This window comes from Endozoicomonas sp. GU-1, assembly GCF_027366395.1.
Lineage (GTDB): Bacteria > Pseudomonadota > Gammaproteobacteria > Pseudomonadales > Endozoicomonadaceae > Endozoicomonas.
The window spans coordinates 5,283,662-5,301,342 of sequence record NZ_CP114771.1 but is presented as its reverse complement, the minus strand read 5'-3'; the positions used below and the strand labels follow the sequence as shown (position 1 = coordinate 5,301,342).

The window sequence follows — 17,681 nt, the reverse complement described above, 5'->3', positions numbered from 1 at the left end:
CTGTCGGACTTAAGACTGTCCTACTGCGGTTGCGATAAATTGGTCTAAAAATTTCTCGCAATCCTCGCTACGGACGCTTAAGTCCGACAGGCTCCCAAGGGCGTGGCTATTTTGCAACAAACGTTCAGGAAAAGTCGGGAAAGACAGTTACCCGCGGGATGCTTTCTCTTCTATACCGGAAAGCCCGAAACGACGATCCAGCTCATTCAACACATCAGCAGGCTCAAGCCCAAGATGGGACAGCATGACCATGGTATGGAACCAGAGATCAGCCGTTTCATAAATAACCGCCTCCCGATTATGGTCATATTCTGATGCCTTGGCGGCAATCAGCACTTCTGCTGACTCTTCCCCCACTTTTTTCAGAATATGGTCCAGTCCCTTGCTATGAAGCTGTGCAACATAAGAGGAATCCGGATCAGCTTGCCTGCGGTTGCTTAATACTTCAGTCAATTTTTTGATTATATCGCTCATGTTTTAACCTGTGGGATGATTTACAGCAAAGAATACAGCCTTTACTGATGTCCATAAATCGTTGCCGGATCCTGTAACACCGGCTCTTCGGTATCCCACGATGCGTCTCCATAGTTATCACTGAGGCGACGATAAAAGCAAGACTTACGTCCTGTATGACAGGCAATGCCACCTGTTTGTTCCACTTTCAGCAGGATCGCATCGCCATCACAGTCAAGGCGGCACTCTACCAGCCGTTGCGTATGGCCAGAGCTTTCGCCCTTGCGCCATAGCCTGCCCCTTGAACGGGACCAGTAAATGGCAACCTGTTCTTTCAGGGTCAGTTCCAGCGATTCCCGGTTCATCCAGGCCAACATCAAAACCTCTGCGGTTTTATGGTCCTGGGCAATGGCTGTCACCAGGCCATCATCGTTCCACTGAACCTCATCCAACCAGTGAGTTGTTTTCATAACACTATCCAATCATTTTATTTGTTCACATACTGACGCGGCTGATCAGATATCATATCCCTACTTCCCGCAGAGACACGACAACGTTAGCATGCAGGCATGAACACAACAGGCTTGGAGAAGATCACCTAAACAACCATTGTCAAATAGCTGTTCACAACACCCTTTATCGTTAGCACGCCGCTCTACCTGGAAAGCATCTTCTCTCATCTGTCTCATGACGTTATTGAGCAAAAGCACATTATTACGGTCAGGAACAGGCTTATTACGGTCAGGAAAAGCCTGTGGAGTCTGCCTCATAGCTTCCGAGTAGGACGGCGGAGGCGCAGCACACAGGTGACAAGGCTGGGAAGCAACGACGTCATGCCCCGAGAAACGTCCAGGCACATCTGGAACTGAAGCTTCAGTAGCGCCGTAGCCTGGTGGTTGGGCGCTGCTTACAAAACCACCCGGAACCGAATTCATGGGGCAACTCCTGATAGCTGATGGATAACAATATTTGACCCCCGGTATTAGAAAAAGTTCATAGGCCAATTCGCGCCTGACCCGGGGGTTGTCATAACAACGTTGTAACCTGGCAACCTTCTTAGCGAACAACCAGCCACCCACCCATTGCCACAGCCAGTAATCCAACCATTGTCTGATCCAGCAGCTCTTTTTCCACAAAAAGGGAACCTGAAGTCACCATCAACACCCCGCCTGCCAGAAGTAACAGAACGCCAAAACGTCTCTGCTTTTGCTGGCGTTTTTCCGCCCTCACCTGCTGATGATGCAACGCCTGTTGCTGATCAACCAGGGTTCGCACCGTTGACATCACTCTCTGGGCCATCACGGGAGCACTTAGCAGCCAGTCTGCACTTTGCTCCTTAATATCGCAGAAAATGCCAGTTGGGCTGACCTGGTCTTTCATCCACTTTTCCAGATAAGGCTGAGCCGTGGCCCAGAGATCCAGATCCGGGTATAACTGCCGCCCCAGTCCCTCGACATTCAATAATGTCTTCTCCAGCAGCACCAGCTGCGGTTGAACCTGCATATTAAAGCGGCGCGCCACCTGAAAGAGCCTGACCAGCAGCTGGCCGAAGGAGATATCCTTAAGGGGCTTTTCAAAGATCGGTTCACAGACGGTACGAATCGCCGCTTCAAGCTCTCCTACCGGCGTATCTCTGGGCACCCAGCCGGAATCCACATGCAACTGGGCAACCTTGCGGTAGTCCCGCCGAAAGAAAGCCAGCAGGTTGCTGGCCAGATAGTGCTGATCTTCCGGTTCAAGCGTACCGATAATGCCACAGTCGATCCCGATATAGCGGGGCTCGGCAGGATTGGTGGTATCAATAAAAATATTGCCCGGATGCATATCCGCATGGAAAAAACGATCCCGAAACACCTGGGTGAAGAATATTTCAACCCCCCGTTCTGCCAGTTTTTTCATATCCACATGCTGTGCTTTCATCATGGCAATATCAGAAACAGGCACCCCGTAAATCCGCTCAACGACCATCACTTTTGTGCGGCAATAATCCCAGTAAACCTGGGGCACAAACAACAGGGGAGAGGTCAGGAAGTTACGTCGCAGCTGCGAACAGTTAGCCGCTTCCCGCAGCAGATCAAGCTCATCCAGAATGGTACGTTCATAGTCGGCCACCACTTCCACCGGCCTCAAACGACGGGCGTCTTTTGATAAAGCAATCAGCACGCGGGCAAACAGATACATTAAGCCAATGTCTTTGCGAATCACCCGGTCAATGCCCGGACGAATCACTTTGACCACCACCTCTTCACCGGTATGCAGCTGAGCGGTATGAACCTGGGCAACCGAGGCAGAAGCCAATGGTTCACGATCAAAACGGGCAAACAGGGTATCAACATCGCTGCCCAGGCTGGACTCAATAATACCAATCGCCTCGGCGGCGGGAAACGGCGGCACATCGTCCTGAAGCCGGGACAACTCATCACTGACATCATCCGGCAACAGGTCCCGCCGGGTTGAGAGGATTTGCCCAAACTTGATAAAGATAGGCCCGAGCGCCTCCAGAGAGAGGCGAACACGCTCACCCCGGGGAGCATTATTGCGGATAACATAGCGCCAGGGCAGCAGAACCAGCAGGCAGCGCAGCCAGAACGGTGAGCGCTCCGAATCAATCAGATTATCCAGCCGGTTACGGGCGACAGCGGCGACAATTTTCAACAAACGGATCAACGTCAGGCCCCCGATTTGGCATCAGATGTATTTTTTGCAGGTTGTATGGTTTGCCATTGCTCCTCAAGCCGCTCCATCGACTCAGCCAGGCACCTCACTTCCTCCGCAAAGCTTTCCACTTCAATCCTTGACGGAATCAGGCGAAGTTCTTCCTGAAGGTAGTCCCCGAGGTTGTCCATAACCAGCTGCTGCCATCGCTGGCCCTGGTCACCGACAAAGCGGAGCCCCCGGGCCATCATATGCCCGGTGATATCACCAAAGGTCTGGCAAAGCGGTCTTTCCCAGTCCAGCTCCATCTGCTGGTGAATCTGCTGCAAATCAGCAATCAGTGTCTTATCACCAGAAACACTCAACCCGGGAACATCAGCAAACGGCAGATTCCTGCGCGTCGCCAGTGTGACAAATGCAACGCTGGAACCTGTAAAGGTGGCATCCACCGCATATTCGCGCTCTTCACCAAGAGTACTGGCAAGACGAATACGGTCATGCTCAAAGTGGACATAACATAACCACTGCGGCGAAGTGCACTGAAAAGCCACCACCTTACCAAACCAGTGCGACAGTTTTTTTATGGTGACCGGATCCAGAGCCAGCAGCGAATTGACCTGACGCTCAAGGGCGGCCAGCAAACCCATCTTGACGACGATGTTATCAAAAGAGCTGTCAGAAGAGCTGTTATCAGAGTCGGCCATCAGGGCTTAACTCCCTTATGCAGCGCCACAATGCCGCCGGTCATATTGTGGTAGGCCGTATTGACAAACCCGGCCTCTTTCATCATGCCTTCCAGCGTCTCCTGATCCGGATGCATGCGAATACTTTCCGCCAGATACTGATAACTTTCGGAGTCCCCGGCCACCAGCTTGCCCATCATTGGCAGCAAACTGAACGAATAAGCATCGTAAGCCCTGGTCAGCAATGGATGGTTGGTTTTGGAAAACTCAAGCACCAGCAATCGGCCACCCGGCTTTAACACCCGGCACATAGAACGAAGTGCCGCATCCTTATCCGTCACATTACGCAGACCAAAAGAGATGGTAATGCAGTCAAAGGTGTTATCCGGGAAAGGCAGGCATTGTGCATTGGCCTGGACAAACGCCATATTGCCAACAATGCCCTGATCAGTCAGTCGATCCCGACCGACGCGCAACATGGATTCATTGATATCCGCCAGTACCACCCGCCCGGTTTCGCCAACGATACGGGAAAACTGCCTGGCCAGATCGCCAGTCCCCCCGGCGATATCCAGCACCACATGACCGGGCCTGGCGGCGGAAAGCTCAATGGCAAAACGCTTCCAGAGCCGGTGAATGCCCATGGACATCAGATCATTCATCACATCATAGCGGCTGGCTACCGAGTGAAAGACACCCGCTACCAGCCCTTCTTTATCACTCTCTGGCACATCACGATAACCAAAGTGCGTCGTGCCATCATGCTTTTGCTTGCCACTGTCAGTCATGATCCTTCCCGGCATTCATTCGATCTTATGGCTGACTATTGTAAAGGCAAAAAGCTTATGGCGTAAGCATGAGAACAGGTATCGGGAAAAGAGGGCTAAAACTCTCTGACTGAGTAGAGAACAACAGCGAAGTTATGGAATAAGCTACCGCAATCAACTACCATCACAACCACTATTTATTATTCATTCTGCCCCATGGACTTCAACCGTATCTTGGGCCTGCGCAGCCACCCGGCCTGGCGACTGTTGCAGGCGGACAGCGCACCGCTGATTATCAGTTTCCTCCACCGTGCCTTTATTGCCACCAACCAACGCTCGGTGGCGGCAGAAGAGCTGGCCACGAAACTGGACGACTACCTGCACCATTTACGGGAAACCACCGGGGAGAACCGCTACCCCAAAAAAGGGCGGAGTATCTCAACAACTGGTCTGCCGGTGAACAAGGGTATTTAAGAAAGTACTACCCACCCGCCAGTATGGGCGATGAACCGCTGTTTGACCTGACCCCCGCCACCGAAAAAGTAATTGAGTGGATTGCCAGTTTTGAGCAGAAGCAATTTGTCGGCACCGAGTCCAGACTGCTGACCATTTTCCGGCTACTGCGGGAGATTGCCGATGAGACCGAAACCGACCCCACCCTGCGCATTCAACAATTAGAGCAGGAAAAGACCGCCATTGAACGACAGATTGCCCAGCTGCGTGAAGGTCATGTCACCCCTCACGACGGCACCCGTATCAAGGAAAAATTCCTGCAGGCAGAAGATACCGCACGACAACTGTTGTCTGACTTCCGTCAGGTGGAAGAGAACTTCCGGGCACTGGACCGGGGCGTCAGGGAGCGAATCACCACCAGCAGCAGCGGTAAGGGCCAGATGCTGGACACTATTTTCTCCGAGCAGGATGCCATTACCGAATCGGACCAGGGGCGCAGCTTCAAGGCTTTTTGGAGCTGGCTGATGTCCCCGGTCAGCCAGGATGAATTGCAGGAGACATTGCAAAAAGTCCTCCGGCTGCCGGAAATCAATAGCCTCAACAGTGACAAAGACCCTTTGCTGGACGGCATCCGTTTTCGTCTGCTGGAAGCCGGAGAAAAAGTGAACAGCACCTGCGCCCTGTTAGTGGAACAGTTACGCCGCTACCTGGATGACCAGGCCTGGCTGGAAAACCGCCGGATTATGGAGATTGTCCGGGATATTGAGCAGAATGCCATCACCATTCGCCAGCACCCGCCACCGGATAAACTGTTCACCACACTGTCGCCATTAAAACCGGAAGTGGAGCTGCCCATGGGCCGGGGGCTGTTCCGCCCCGCCCTGCGCCCGGTGATTGATGAAGTGCCGGAAGAGGGTCAGGGTGATGTGGACACCAGCGCACTCTATAATCAGCACTATGTGGATGAGCAGGCCCTGAAAAGCCAGATTCGCTTCGCCCTGCAGACCCGGTCACAAATCACCCTGGCAGAACTGCTGGAACTCTACCCGGTGAAAAAAGGATTAAGTGAAGTGGTCGCCTACTTACATATCGCGGCTGAATCGGATCGGGCGGTAATCAACGCTGAACATAATCAAGCGGTTCAGTGGCTGGACAATACCGGGAACACCAAAGCGGCGTGGATGCCTTCGGTGATTTTTACCCGTTAATGGTCTTTTACCCATCAACAACTTCGTCATAAGAAATGAGTAAGAATGAATCAGCCCCATCACAGGGGAACGCCAATCTGGGTGTCGTTGTGGTCAACCTGATGAAAGGTGTTGTCTATCGGGACCAGAATCCGGCGGTATGGCAACAACTTGAAGAGCTTCATGGGCCAGTATTGGACTATGTCTGGGTCATGGGTCTGGACCTGATCCTGGACGAGGCCGAAGGCTACGCTTTTCTCCGGCAACTGGATGAAGAGACCACCGAAGCAGACGACGACAAGACAAAGCTGCCGCGACTGGTGGCCCGTCGCCCCCTCAGTTTTCCGGTCAGCCTGCTCTGCGTACTGCTGCGCAAAAAAATGGTGGAGCAGGACGCCAGCGGTGGTGATGCCCGGCTGATCCTGAACCGTGAACAGATCGTTGAGATGATGCGGGTGTTCCTGCCGGACCGGGCCAATGAAGCCCGACTGTTTGACCAGATCGATACCCACATCAATAAAGTGGCCGAATTTGGCTTCCTGAAAAAACTGTCAGGCAATCCCCCCGCCTGGGAAGTACGACGCATCATCAAGGCACTGGTGGATGCCGACTGGCTGGCGGATTTTAACGACAAACTCAAGGTATACCGGGACCATGCAGACACACTCGTTTGATTTTTCCGACAACTCAAAGCGGGCTGGCTTCCGTCTGGCAGCCCTGGAAGTACTGAACTGGGGAACTTTTCACAAAAAAATCTGGGTCGCCACCCCTGGTGGTGATAACAGCCTGCTGACCGGGGATATCGGTTCCGGTAAATCCACCCTGGTGGATGGTCTCACCACCCTGTTGGTCCCCAGCCAGAAAATCACCTATAACAAGGCGGCGGGTGCGGAAACCAAAGAGCGCAACCTCACCTCCTATGTGCGCGGATATTACAAGAGCGCCAAAGATGACGACACCCTCAGCGCCAAAGCGGTGGCCCTGCGGGACCATAACAGCTATAGCGTCCTGCTGGCCCGTTTTGTCAACGAAGGGTTTGACCAGACCATCACCCTGGCCCAGGTATTCTGGAGCCGGGATAACAGCAATACGCCGGAGCGCTTCTATCTGGTGGCACGCACACCGTTATCCATTGCCAAACACTTCAGCGGCTTTGGCAGTGATATTGGTGACCTGAAAAAAAAGTTGAAACGAAAGGAGCACATCAAGCTGTTTGACAGTTTCAGCCAATACCAGGCCGAGTTCCGTCGCCAGATGGGCATTGACAACGATCAGGCTTTGGAGCTGCTTTACCAAACCGTCTCCATGAAATCCGTGGGCAACCTGACCGAGTTTGTCCGCAGCCACATGCTGGAAAGCACCGATGCCGAAGAGAAAGTCAACGAACTCAGTCGTCAGTTTGACAACCTTAACAGGGCGCACGAGGCGGTACTGAAAGCTCGCCAGCAAATTGATCGTCTCGCCCCCATGATTGACAACTGCAACCAGTATGAAAGCATTGAGTCAAGCATTGCGGCCCTGCGTCAGTCCAGAGAAGCGCTGTACGGTTTTTTTGCCGATAAAAAAATCACACTTCTGACGGAACGCATCCAGCGCCGGGAACAGGAACAGCAAAAACTCGAATCCCGCCTGCAGGAGCTGCGTCTGTCCATTGATGACCTGCGTACCACCAGCCGCGAACTGGAACGGGCCATTGACCAGAATGGCGGCCAGCGCCTCAGTGAACTGAAAACGGAACTGGAACGACTGGCGCGGGAGCGGAACCGCATCGCCAAAGCCTGTGATGATTACCAGGCACTGTGCAACATCCTGGAATTCTCCCCACCTGCAGACGACGATGGTTTTTTTCATAACCGACAGCAGGCAGAAACCGGGCTGCAATCCCTGGAGAAACAGCAGGCCGATCTGCAAAACCAGCAAGTGGAACACCGCGTTGAGTTCCAGAAACTGCGCAGTCAGCACGATGAACTGGAAGCAGAGATCGCCTCGCTGAAAAGTCGTCAGTCCAATATCCCCAGCCGCAACCTGGCCATTCGTCAGGCCCTGAGTGAATCCCTTAACTTGCCGGAATCCACCCTGCCCTTTGCCGGTGAACTGCTCCAGGTCCGTGAAGAAGACAAACACTGGGAAGGGGCGGTTGAACGAGTACTCCATAATTTTGCCCTGAGCCTGCTGGTGCCCGATGAGCACTACCAGTCCGTTGCCGACTATGTGGATCGCACTCACCTCAAGGGACGCCTGGTCTATTACCGGGTTCGCCAGCCCGCCCGTGCCACGGCCGATACCCTTGACCCGCGCTCCCTGTGCCGCAAGGTCTCGATCAAAACCGACAGCCAGTTTTACAGCTGGCTTGAGCATGAACTGTCCCAGCGCTTTGACTATATCTGTTGCGATCAGCTGGAGGACTTCCGCCGGGAGGTACGGGCCATCACCACCGCCGGACAGATCAAAAGTGGCGGCAGCCGCCATGAAAAAGACGACCGTTACCGTATTGATGACCGTTCCCGTTTTGTCCTGGGCTGGAGCAACCGGGAAAAAATCTTCACCCTGGAAGCCACCCGTAAACAGCTGGAAGCCGACATTCAGAAATCCGCCAGCGCTGAGATGCAGTTTAACCAGCAGATCAACCAGCTGAACCAACGGCAGTTAGATCTGAAGCTGCTGCTGAAATACGCTGACTTCGCCGAAATCAACTGGCAGCCCCTGGCCATCCAGATCAACAGCCTGGAACAGGAAAAGCAGCAGCTGGAAACGGGCTCCGACATTCTTCGCACCCTGCGCGAACGCCTGGAACGTTGTGAAGCGGCGACGGGTGAAAAAGAGCAACAGGAGCGTAAACTGACCAGGGAGTCCGGTACCGCTGCAGAGAAGCTGAAACAGGATCACAAACTGCTGAAGTTTTCTGAACAACAGCTATCAGAGCTTCCGGAAACCGCCCGTGAATCCTGCTTTCCCACGCTTGCCGAAATGGAACAGGAAGCCCTGGGGGACAAAAAAATCACCATTGAAAACTGCGACAGCTCCCAATCCACCATGCGCAGCTGGCTGCAGCATCGCCTGGATAGCCGGGAGAAAAAGTCCCGGGAACTGGCGGCCCGGATTACCGGGCAGATGGCGGACTATAAAAACGCCTATCCCCAGGAAACCCGGGAAGTGGACGCCTCCATGGGCTCAGTTGCGGAATTCACCGCCATGCTGGAAACCCTGCAAGGGGAAGACCTGCCCCGCCATGAGCAACGGTTTAAACAGATGCTCAATGAAGGCACCATCCACAACATGGCCATGTTCCAGAACTGGCTGGATCATCAGCAACAAACCATTCGGGATAAAATCGCCACCATTAACCGCTCCCTGGCCGCTATTGACTACAGCGACGGCACCTATATACGACTTGTGGCGGACAATCACCGGGACCCGGAGATCAACCAGTTCAAAATCGACCTGAGAAACTGCCTCGGCGATACACTGACCGCCGATAACAGCGATGATGCCTATGCGGAAAACAAGTTCCTGCAGGTGAAAACCATTGTCGAACGATTTAATGGCCGGGAGGGCCAGAGCGAGCTGGACAAACGCTGGACCCGGAAAGTGACCGATGTGCGCAACTGGTTCCTGTTCAATGCCTCGGAACGCTACCGGGAAGATGACTCGGAAAAAGAGTTTTATTCCGATGCCGGTGGCAAATCCGGTGGCCAAAAGGAGAAACTGGCCTACACCATCCTGGCGGCAGCACTGGCCTACCAGCTGGGGCTGGAGTGGGGGGAAAACCATTCCCGATCTTTCCGCTTTGTGATGATCGACGAAGCCTTTGGCCGGGGTTCTGACGAGTCCGCCCGCTACGGGCTGGAGCTGTTTCGCCGGTTGAATCTGCAATTATTGATTGTCACCCCCCTGCAGAAGATTCATGTGATTGAAGATTATGTGAACTCTGTCCACTTTGTTCATAACCAGGGTGGCAACCACTCGATGCTCCGGAATCTGACCATTGAACAATACCGACAGGAGAAACAGCAGGAACAGGAGCGTCTGCTGCAAGAAACCATAAGCCAGCACAGGGCAGACGCCATTAGCTAGATGATTACTCTCACCGAACTGCAGAAAAAATCCCTGCGCCCCTGGAGTTCTGGGGCGTTTTTGAGAAGTGTGTTGCAGGGGGAATCCCTGTTCCCGCTGGAAATCACTTTTCGCAAGCCTTCCGGCAAAGTACTCAGCCAGGAGTTTGCCAAGGTTCGGGACTGGATCGCCCTGTTGCACAGCAATAGCAAGGTGGTAAAAGGCAGTGGTTATCGGCTGGATTATCGCAGCATCAACCATCAACAGCTCGGTACCCAGCGCCTGCCCCAGCGCATTGTGTTTGAACACCGGGAAGACTGGCTGGGTTTTATCGGCAAGATCAAAGCCTTTCGCCAGTTTGATGAACTGGCGGGCACAACCAGACGACAGCTGCCAGAATTAATGCCCTGGCTGCAGGAGAAGCCGTTAAAAGCCCTGGAGCTGGTTGACAGCTGGCCACGGTTACTGAAGGTCTGCCGATATTTTCAGCTGAACCCACAACCGGGGCGTTACATCCGCCAGTTGGATATCCAGAGTGTTGACAGCAAATTTATTGAAAATAACAAGGGCATTCTTTCGGAGTTGCTGAGCCTGGCCCTTGAACCGGAGGATTTCGATGGGACCATCGCCGGTCTGGCAGAAAACGGATTTGAACGCCGCTTTGGTCTGCGGTTTGATGAGCCACTGGTGCGCTACCGGTTATTGGATCATCCCGGCCCGGTGACGGATATCACGGTTCCGGTGTCGCAATTTATAGACCCGGGAACCGGCAAGGTGTTTATCACAGAAAACAAGGTCAATGGTCTTGCCTTTCCACCGGTGCCGGATGCCATTGTCATCTTTGGGCTGGGCTATGGTATTCAGTCACTGTCTTACATTGGCTGGCTGAAGGAAAAAGAGATTATCTATTGGGGCGATATTGACACCCACGGTTTTGCCATTCTCTCCCGTTTGCGCCAGCATTTTCCGCAAGTCCGCTCCCTTTTGATGGACGAGGCCACCCTGCAAGCGCATTTGGCACTGTGTACAGAGGAAATGGACAGTAAGCGTTTTACCGGTGAACTGACGGGACTGACCCCGGATGAATCGCCAGTGTTTGCGGCTCTGAAAGATAACACCTTCGGAAAAAACCTGCGTCTGGAGCAGGAGCGTATCGGTTATGGTTGGCTGTTGGATGCCCTTTGATCCCAGCTTTTTCTCAGGCTTCGCCTCTCGCCAGGAAGACCTGTCACCTAACTTTTTTTTTTGGGCTTGAGTTAGCTGAGCAGGTGGTTTGATGGATTTAAGTGAATTGCTCGAATGAAAAATTAAAACTAAGCCTTAATTGATTTGAGGTAAAAGTAATTTAGTGTAATATTCAGCGTTGTTCGTAAGATACCAAATAATGAGTGGATGTAGAACATCAAGAGAAAATTCGCTCCCAGATATTGAAATGCTTGATTTTCCATTATACGCCAGTTTGAATGAATCAAATACTCCTTTCTGGATTTCAGAAAAAGGTTCTCTAACTTCAAGTATTCCAGAACTTTTTACATTTACTGTTTTGGCTTCAAAAAATAGTGGCAGCCTAACAACAAGCTCTTTTTTAACTTTATCAATATCGAATTCAGCAGCCCCCTCTACCTTGAAATCTAAATTAACACAATTTATTTTTTTGCAAAAATGGAAGTTTATTGGAACTGACAGGGTGGTAGCTTCAGATGAACTATCATTTGAAGCTGGCGTGGTCAATACATTACCACTGTCATAAGTATAAGTTTCACTAAAAATGTCTAAATTTAGCTCATTAATTTTTTCCATTACATAGTAATCATCGTAATCATTTTTTTTAGAAATATCCGAGGCCAAGTCTTCCCCATTACGAAGTAATCTTATGCCAGGTTCTTTACAAACAGTACATATCAGTTCATCATTGCTGGTGCTTTTTCGCGGTGGCGACAATTGGTAAAAACAGTCAAAATGAAACTCATGTCGTTTACTGCACGATACTTTAACCACCGAACGTCCACCATGACGTGCAAAACCTTCTTTTTTGCAGATATCGCATGACCAATTTGGTCCGACTGCACCACTGATACCATCCATTAAAATACTCCCGTCTTTTATAAGCAAAACTGTATTCGGGTAATAAGGCAGATGATTACGCAACCTTAAAAATAGACCAAAGTATAAAAAGGACACCCACTTTTTAAAAAGTGAAGAGAGTACGTCATTTATTCATTTTTTAAATGATAGTATTGATCATTGTAAGAATTTCTCATTCATACCAAACAGGAAGCGTATAAAAAGCACTCAGCAACAGCCAGATAGAAGACATTATCAAGACAATATAAGAAAGAGCATTCAGAAAATTCTGGCCACATTAAAGTAAATGAAAATACGTTGATCAGGCAGGATAGAGAGCACCGCTCACAGAAATTCCATGAACCCAGCATTTTCCGGTGCTTTCTGCATAAGCCTTCAGTGAAGCCAGCTTGCCGACTGCGCGGTGAAAACGATTATTCCAGCGCATAGTCTCAAGCCATTCTTTTGGGTCAATACCCAGGCGCTCCAGGATAGGTGGTACATCGTCAGTTATACGACCTCGTTTGCATTTGCGAATAATTCGGCCAGACCAGTCAACCAGTTCAAAGTAGCTACTGAGTAGGTATGGAATCGCCTGTTCAGGGTTTTGACCCTGAGCTTTTAATGGTTTCAAGTGCGCCTTTTGTTTTTTTCCGTTTGCGCTGTCGTATGACTCAATGCGCTCTTTAATAGAAGTATGTTCTGAAAAAGCGAGAGGGTCAGGTCTTGATTCTTGAATAAAGTCAAGGAAAACGAAAGTAACCATTCGGCTATGTTGTGCTTAAAGGTTGAAGATAATATGGTACCAATTAGCTGTTGGTTCTGGTCATTAAAAACAACACTATTAGGCTGTTAAGAGTCTAAAATGCTCATTTTCATGCCCTTCTTGCACTCCAGTAAGCTATTTAATTCATACGATTATCCCAATAAATCGCTTTCAACCCTTAAGCACAACATAGCCTAACCATTCGCTAAATCCATTATTCAAGCATCAATAGCCCTGTTCAGCTATCCTTGATAGATGCTTGGAATCACTTCGCCTGAATGCACTTCAGAACAATCCTGTACTCCTTTCAGCCTTGTTCAAGTCACTTTGACCAAGCAGGAGTTCATTGACCTCAAATGGCAGGTCAACCACTACCCGGGATCTGTGGAAACGGACCCGGGTTCGTGAGCAGGAATTACTGGCCACCATTGCCTTGATGAAAAAAGATAATAAGGCTGAAGTCGATCAACTCAAGGCGATCATCAAAGAACGCGATTCTCAGCTGAGTCATATGAAACACATGGTCTTTGGCCGTTCTACTGAAAAGAAAAACCGCTCAAAACCCAGTCAGGAAAAGCAAAGTAAAGGCCATATAAAAAGGACACCCATTTTTTAAAAAGTGAAGAGAGTACGTCATTTATTCATTTTTTAAATGATAGTATTGATCATTGTAAGAATTTCTCATTCATACCAAACAGGAAGCGTATAAAAAGTACTCAGCAACAGACAGATAGAAGACATTATCAAGACAAGATCATTCAGAAAATTCTGGCCACATTAAAGTAAATGAAAATACGCACTGTACACGACAAAAATTAAATTAGGAGTAAGCCAGCAGGATTCACTATCTTGAGTTTTTTAGCTCAAAAGACCCACGACAATGGAACCCGCCGACTTACTCATCACGCAGTTTAGAACCTATTTGAAATGGAACAAGTGTCGCCTGAACGTCCTTGCTTTCCTCGTACTTGGGCTGCTGGAAAAACAGACCGTAAACTTCACAAGTCTTGCAACCACCTTCCCCGGAAGGTCGCAGACCCTTTCCTGTTACCGAAGGATTCAGCGTTTTTTTCTCGAGGTGGTTTTTGATGAAAGCATCATGGCCACATTAATTGCCAGTCTGTTCGCCCCGGAAGGCAGGTGGCAGCTCAGCATGGATCGGACTAACTGGATGTTTGGAATATTCAAAATCAACATCCTGTTTCTGGCAATAAACTACAAGGGAATGTCTATCCCGATTTTATGGACACTCCTGCCCAAAAAAGGTTGCTCGAATACGACTGAACGCGTTGAGCTGCTGAAGAGGTTCCGAAAAATTTTCCCTGAGCAAGCCATACAGCGCCTGTTAATGGATAGAGAGTTTAAAGGAAAACAATGGCTGAAATATCTGGTTCATGGTAACTGGCCCTTCTGCATCAGAGTTCCCAACAATACGCTTGTTCCCAATAAGCATCAAAACAGGTTACTGCCAGTAACCAGAATATTTTCACTGTCAACAGGCGAAACTATGGCAATCCGGCAGCCACGAAAAGTCTGGGGGCAAATGGTATACCTTGCCGCCTCCAAAAAAGGGAGCGATCCCATGGTGGTGATCTGTAACGCCGAACCCTGGCGTGCCATTAGTGACTATCTCCAGAGATGGCAGATAGAAACCATGTTCCAGGCTATGAAAGGACGGGGCTTTAACCTTGAGGACACGCATCTGAAGGATCGAGATAAAATATCGAAATTGCTATGCACTCTGGCATTAGCCTTTTGCTGGGCATATAAGACAGGTGAGTGGATAAATGAAACAACGCCCATCAAGGTAAAAAGCCATGGGCGAAAAGCACAATCTATCTTCCGAGCAGGGCTGGATTATCTTGCCCGGATTTTGAATCATGTTGATACGTGGCTGGAAGAGCTATTTGGGGCTGTAGCACTGCTCTTTGAGACCAGGTGGGAGAGAGCCTCATGAAAATTGTCGTGTACAGTGGAAAATACGTTGATCAGGCAGGGTAGAGAGCACCACTCACAGACATCCCATGAACCCAGCATTTTCCGGTGCTTTCTGCATAAGCCTTCAGTGAAGCCAGCTTGCCGACTGCGCGGTGAAAACGATTATTCCCGCGCATAGTCTCCAGCCATTCTTTTGGGTCAATACCCAAGCGTTCCAAGATAGGTGGTACATCGTCAGTGATACGACCACGTTTGCCTTTTCGGACAATTCGGCCAGACCAGTCAACCAGTTCAAAGTAGCTACTGAGTGGGTATGGAATCGCCTGTTTCGGGTTTTGACCCTGAGCTTTTAACGGTTTTAAGTGTGCCTTTTGTTTTTTTCCGTTTGCGCTGTCGTATGACTCAATGCGCTCTTTAATAGAGGTATGTTCTGAGGTTTCCAGCGTTGCGGCAATTTTTGCCCGGATGGGGTTTAAGTCGACATAGGCCATGCAAGTCAGCAATGCTGCCTCATCTAACAGAGCCTGACTTTTGTAACGACCTTCCCAAAAGCGCCCTTTGCACTCATCCTCTTTATTGGCCAGCCGGGCTAAATATTCGTTGAGACAGCGCATGAACCAGCTGATATCCATTAAGCGACCTCGGTACTTCTGGGCATATTCTTCGACACGCAGCAACTCTGCTTTGCCCAGCTGATCGCCGACAAGAAAACGCTGAACTAAGTGTGGGCCTGAAAAGAGCTGCGTCCAGCGTTGTAAGACTGCTTTGGTGTCCCATTTTTTGGCTTGCTGACTATTGATATGGAGCACCACATGATAATGATTCGACATCACCGCATAAGCACAGACTTCCAGGGCAAAAATACCGGAAAGCGCTTTCAACCGATCAACCACCCACTGCCTGCGATGCTCATAGTTTTTGCCTGAGAAATTGTCTTTGCCGCATAAGAAGGCCCTGCGAACGCAGCGTGCCATGCAGTGGTAGTAGGGCGTACTGGCTGAATCTATGAGGTTTTTTCGGGCGGTCGTCATGTCATTTTTTTGGTTACTGGATAGATTTCCTTAATACCCTTAAGAGGCTCCAAGAGAAAAATAGACGGTGTGGCCGATTAGTCAAATTTTTTGGGTGTCCTTTATTTTCTTTTTTGGGTGTCCTTTATTTTCTTATTTTCTTTTTCTCCAGTACCAAAACTGGTTTGGTCTGAGGTCGTGCTGCTTACACCAGGTGCTCTGGCTTAATCCGGAATCACGCCAGGATTGAACGCGTTGTTGCCACTTCTCTCTGAGGGAGTGTGTAGACATGTTTGCCTCCTTGTAGACTGGAGGCTTATGATTTCGCAGTGGAGATTAAAGTGGTTGGGCGTGGGTTTTGAATGCGCTTACCAATGATCTGATAATGCAAATGTGCCCACCACGGTCGATATAGTCCATGATGCACTAGAAGAGAAAAAGAAAAATCATGGAAAAAAACAACCTGATTGGCAGCATTTTTTTGGTCACGGGAACCACTGTTGGAGCCGGGATGATCGCGCTGCCGGTAACCACAGGCACTTACGGGTTTGCAGCAACCCTCTTTATGTTTATCACCGTCTGGCTTGCTTCACTGGTCATCGCCTTCTCTATGCTGGAGGCTAACCTCCAGCATAGAGAAGGTGCCAACCTGATCACGATGATCTCGGTCACTCTGGGGCGACCCGGAGAGATCATAGGGTGGGGAAGCTGCCTATTATTTCTATATTGCATTCTTGCTGCTTATTTGTCTGGCCTGGGGGAGTTAACAGGCTACTCCTCATATATTCTTTCTCTTGACGTCAACAAGACTACAGCCGTTGTCGTGATTACGGCTATCGCCTCTGGCTTAATATATTCAGGAATTAGAATGTCAGAAAACATCAATCGCGTTTTTGTGATGGGTATTTTGCTGATATTTATCTCTCTTGCCTTCATTTCCATGCCCTATGTGGAGGCTGACAGGCTGGAAATAACAACATTCAACCCGCCATTCTTATCATTACCGGTTATTTTTGCCTCTTTTGGCTACCTGGTCATAGTGCCCACCTTGCGAAGCTATCTACACAGTGACGTGAGAAAAATAAAGATTGCCTGTGTGGTTGGTAGCCTTATACCACTGATCATGTACATTTTATGGGCAACGATTGTCATTGGGGTAATACCTGTTAATGGTGACAACGGTATAGAAAGCATTCTGCACTCTGGTGACCCATCAACAGGCATTTTACGGGCCATGGCAGAGTTCACAGACAATAGCAATGTTGTATTGATATTCAAGGCATTCTTTTTTTTAGCCATTGCCACGTCATTAATTGGTGTATCCCTGGGAACATTTGATCTTATTTCGGATGGTTTGCAGGCCAACAATATCAAACCCGGCAAGTTTACCCTGACTTTACTGACTTTTGCGCCACCTGCTCTGATAGTCATATTGCTGGATACTGTATTTTTAACGGCACTTGGTTATGCCGCAATATTTTCTGCTGTTGTTTTTGGCATCATTCCGGCCGTACTGCCCTGGGCCGGAAGAAACAAGGGTATCAAAAGCAGTTATCAGTTACCTGGCGGAAAAATAGCTTTCACGTTAATTATTCTCTTTTCCATTGCGGTGATAGTCGCTGAGCTATACAGCATGAATGATGCATAATTTC

Annotated in this window: 15 protein-coding genes and 1 pseudogene; 7 read left to right on the top strand and 9 right to left on the bottom strand. The window is 49.8% G+C overall.

All coding sequences use genetic code 11. The features are described 5' to 3' along the window. Window positions 1-147: 147 nt before the first annotated feature. From O3276_RS22165 to ubiE, 5 genes are all read right to left on the bottom strand, one after another. Window positions 148-474, bottom strand: a complete 327-nt coding sequence (locus O3276_RS22165) for a phosphoribosyl-ATP diphosphatase (protein WP_269673252.1) — start codon at window positions 472-474, stop codon at window positions 148-150. A gap of 41 nt (window positions 475-515) precedes the next feature. Further along, complete coding sequence (gene hisI / locus O3276_RS22160; protein ID WP_269673251.1) at window positions 516-923, bottom strand: phosphoribosyl-AMP cyclohydrolase; 408 nt, start codon at window positions 921-923, stop codon at window positions 516-518. Between the two features lie 586 nt (window positions 924-1,509). Then, window positions 1,510-3,126: a ubiquinone biosynthesis regulatory protein kinase UbiB gene (gene ubiB / locus O3276_RS22155; protein ID WP_269676041.1), complete on the bottom strand. Its 1,617-nt coding sequence runs from the start codon at window positions 3,124-3,126 to the stop codon at window positions 1,510-1,512. Next, window positions 3,123-3,812, bottom strand: a complete 690-nt coding sequence (locus O3276_RS22150; RefSeq protein ID WP_269673250.1) for a ubiquinone biosynthesis accessory factor UbiJ — start codon at window positions 3,810-3,812, stop codon at window positions 3,123-3,125. The genes ubiB and O3276_RS22150 overlap by 4 nt, the downstream gene beginning before the upstream one ends. Next, the gene (gene ubiE, locus O3276_RS22145) at window positions 3,812-4,579 is read right to left on the bottom strand and encodes a bifunctional demethylmenaquinone methyltransferase/2-methoxy-6-polyprenyl-1,4-benzoquinol methylase UbiE (RefSeq protein ID WP_269673249.1); all 768 of its coding nucleotides are present in this window, start codon (window positions 4,577-4,579) and stop codon (window positions 3,812-3,814) included. Before ubiE ends, O3276_RS22150 begins: the two co-directional genes overlap by 1 nt. 195 nt (window positions 4,580-4,774) lie before the next feature. Here ubiE and O3276_RS22135 point away from each other — a divergent pair. From O3276_RS22135 to O3276_RS22120, 4 genes and pseudogenes are all read left to right on the top strand, one after another. Further along, window positions 4,775-6,219 (top strand): annotated as a pseudogene (locus tag O3276_RS22135) (DUF3375 domain-containing protein). A gap of 35 nt (window positions 6,220-6,254) precedes the next feature. Continuing rightward, on the top strand, window positions 6,255-6,872 hold the full coding sequence (locus tag O3276_RS22130; protein ID WP_269673247.1) for a DUF4194 domain-containing protein: 618 nt from the start codon (window positions 6,255-6,257) through the stop codon (window positions 6,870-6,872). Next, complete coding sequence (locus O3276_RS22125; RefSeq protein ID WP_269673246.1) at window positions 6,853-10,272, top strand: ATP-binding protein; 3,420 nt, start codon at window positions 6,853-6,855, stop codon at window positions 10,270-10,272. The genes O3276_RS22130 and O3276_RS22125 overlap by 20 nt, the downstream gene beginning before the upstream one ends. Further along, window positions 10,273-11,436 (top strand): DUF3322 domain-containing protein, encoded by a 1,164-nt coding sequence (locus O3276_RS22120; RefSeq protein ID WP_269673245.1) that lies wholly within the window; start codon window positions 10,273-10,275, stop codon window positions 11,434-11,436. 135 nt (window positions 11,437-11,571) lie between these two features. Here O3276_RS22120 and O3276_RS22115 read toward each other — a convergent pair whose 3' ends face one another. Both O3276_RS22115 and O3276_RS22110 read right to left on the bottom strand, forming a co-directional pair. Continuing rightward, the gene (locus O3276_RS22115; RefSeq protein ID WP_269673244.1) at window positions 11,572-12,336 is read right to left on the bottom strand and encodes a hypothetical protein; all 765 of its coding nucleotides are present in this window, start codon (window positions 12,334-12,336) and stop codon (window positions 11,572-11,574) included. Window positions 12,337-12,637: 301 nt separating this feature from the next. Continuing rightward, the gene (locus O3276_RS22110; RefSeq protein ID WP_269673243.1) at window positions 12,638-13,081 is read right to left on the bottom strand and encodes a hypothetical protein; all 444 of its coding nucleotides are present in this window, start codon (window positions 13,079-13,081) and stop codon (window positions 12,638-12,640) included. A gap of 346 nt (window positions 13,082-13,427) precedes the next feature. Here O3276_RS22110 and O3276_RS22105 point away from each other — a divergent pair, with 346 nt between their 5' ends. Together O3276_RS22105 and O3276_RS22100 are read left to right on the top strand one after the other, a co-directional pair. Next, a complete protein-coding gene (locus O3276_RS22105; protein WP_269673242.1) occupies window positions 13,428-13,697 on the top strand; it encodes a hypothetical protein in 270 nt (89 codons plus the stop codon). Between the two features lie 306 nt (window positions 13,698-14,003). Next, the gene (locus O3276_RS22100) at window positions 14,004-15,038 is read left to right on the top strand and encodes an IS4 family transposase (protein ID WP_269671929.1); all 1,035 of its coding nucleotides are present in this window, start codon (window positions 14,004-14,006) and stop codon (window positions 15,036-15,038) included. Between the two features lie 31 nt (window positions 15,039-15,069). On the opposite strand, the gene O3276_RS22095 is transcribed toward O3276_RS22100, so the two are convergent. Further along, on the bottom strand, window positions 15,070-16,050 hold the full coding sequence (locus tag O3276_RS22095) for a transposase (RefSeq protein ID WP_269673241.1): 981 nt from the start codon (window positions 16,048-16,050) through the stop codon (window positions 15,070-15,072). 132 nt (window positions 16,051-16,182) lie between these two features. Further along, on the bottom strand, window positions 16,183-16,320 hold the full coding sequence (tnpA, locus tag O3276_RS25965; RefSeq protein WP_269676982.1) for an IS66 family insertion sequence element accessory protein TnpA: 138 nt from the start codon (window positions 16,318-16,320) through the stop codon (window positions 16,183-16,185). 157 nt (window positions 16,321-16,477) lie between these two features. Here tnpA and O3276_RS22090 point away from each other — a divergent pair, with 157 nt between their 5' ends. Further along, window positions 16,478-17,677, top strand: coding sequence for an amino acid permease (locus O3276_RS22090; RefSeq protein WP_269673240.1), 1,200 nt, complete (start codon window positions 16,478-16,480; stop codon window positions 17,675-17,677). Window positions 17,678-17,681 lie beyond the last annotated feature (4 nt).

Excerpts from the sequence above, each read along its gene's own strand:
- O3276_RS22165 (WP_269673252.1), bottom strand. The coding sequence starts at position 474 with ATGAGCGATATAATCAAAAAATTGACTGAAGTATTAAGCAACCGCAGG.
- hisI (WP_269673251.1), bottom strand. The coding sequence starts at position 923 with ATGAAAACAACTCACTGGTTGGATGAGGTTCAGTGGAACGATGATGGC.
- O3276_RS22150 (WP_269673250.1), bottom strand. The coding sequence starts at position 3,812 with ATGGCCGACTCTGATAACAGCTCTTCTGACAGCTCTTTTGATAACATC.
- ubiE (WP_269673249.1), bottom strand. The coding sequence starts at position 4,579 with ATGACTGACAGTGGCAAGCAAAAGCATGATGGCACGACGCACTTTGGT.
- O3276_RS22130 (WP_269673247.1), top strand. The coding sequence starts at position 6,255 with ATGAGTAAGAATGAATCAGCCCCATCACAGGGGAACGCCAATCTGGGT.
- O3276_RS22125 (WP_269673246.1), top strand. The coding sequence starts at position 6,853 with ATGCAGACACACTCGTTTGATTTTTCCGACAACTCAAAGCGGGCTGGC.
- O3276_RS22120 (WP_269673245.1), top strand. The coding sequence starts at position 10,273 with ATGATTACTCTCACCGAACTGCAGAAAAAATCCCTGCGCCCCTGGAGT.
- O3276_RS22115 (WP_269673244.1), bottom strand. The coding sequence starts at position 12,336 with ATGGATGGTATCAGTGGTGCAGTCGGACCAAATTGGTCATGCGATATC.
- O3276_RS22110 (WP_269673243.1), bottom strand. The coding sequence starts at position 13,081 with ATGGTTACTTTCGTTTTCCTTGACTTTATTCAAGAATCAAGACCTGAC.
- O3276_RS22095 (WP_269673241.1), bottom strand. The coding sequence starts at position 16,050 with ATGACGACCGCCCGAAAAAACCTCATAGATTCAGCCAGTACGCCCTAC.
- tnpA (WP_269676982.1), bottom strand. The coding sequence starts at position 16,320 with ATGTCTACACACTCCCTCAGAGAGAAGTGGCAACAACGCGTTCAATCC.
- O3276_RS22090 (WP_269673240.1), top strand. The coding sequence starts at position 16,478 with ATGGAAAAAAACAACCTGATTGGCAGCATTTTTTTGGTCACGGGAACC.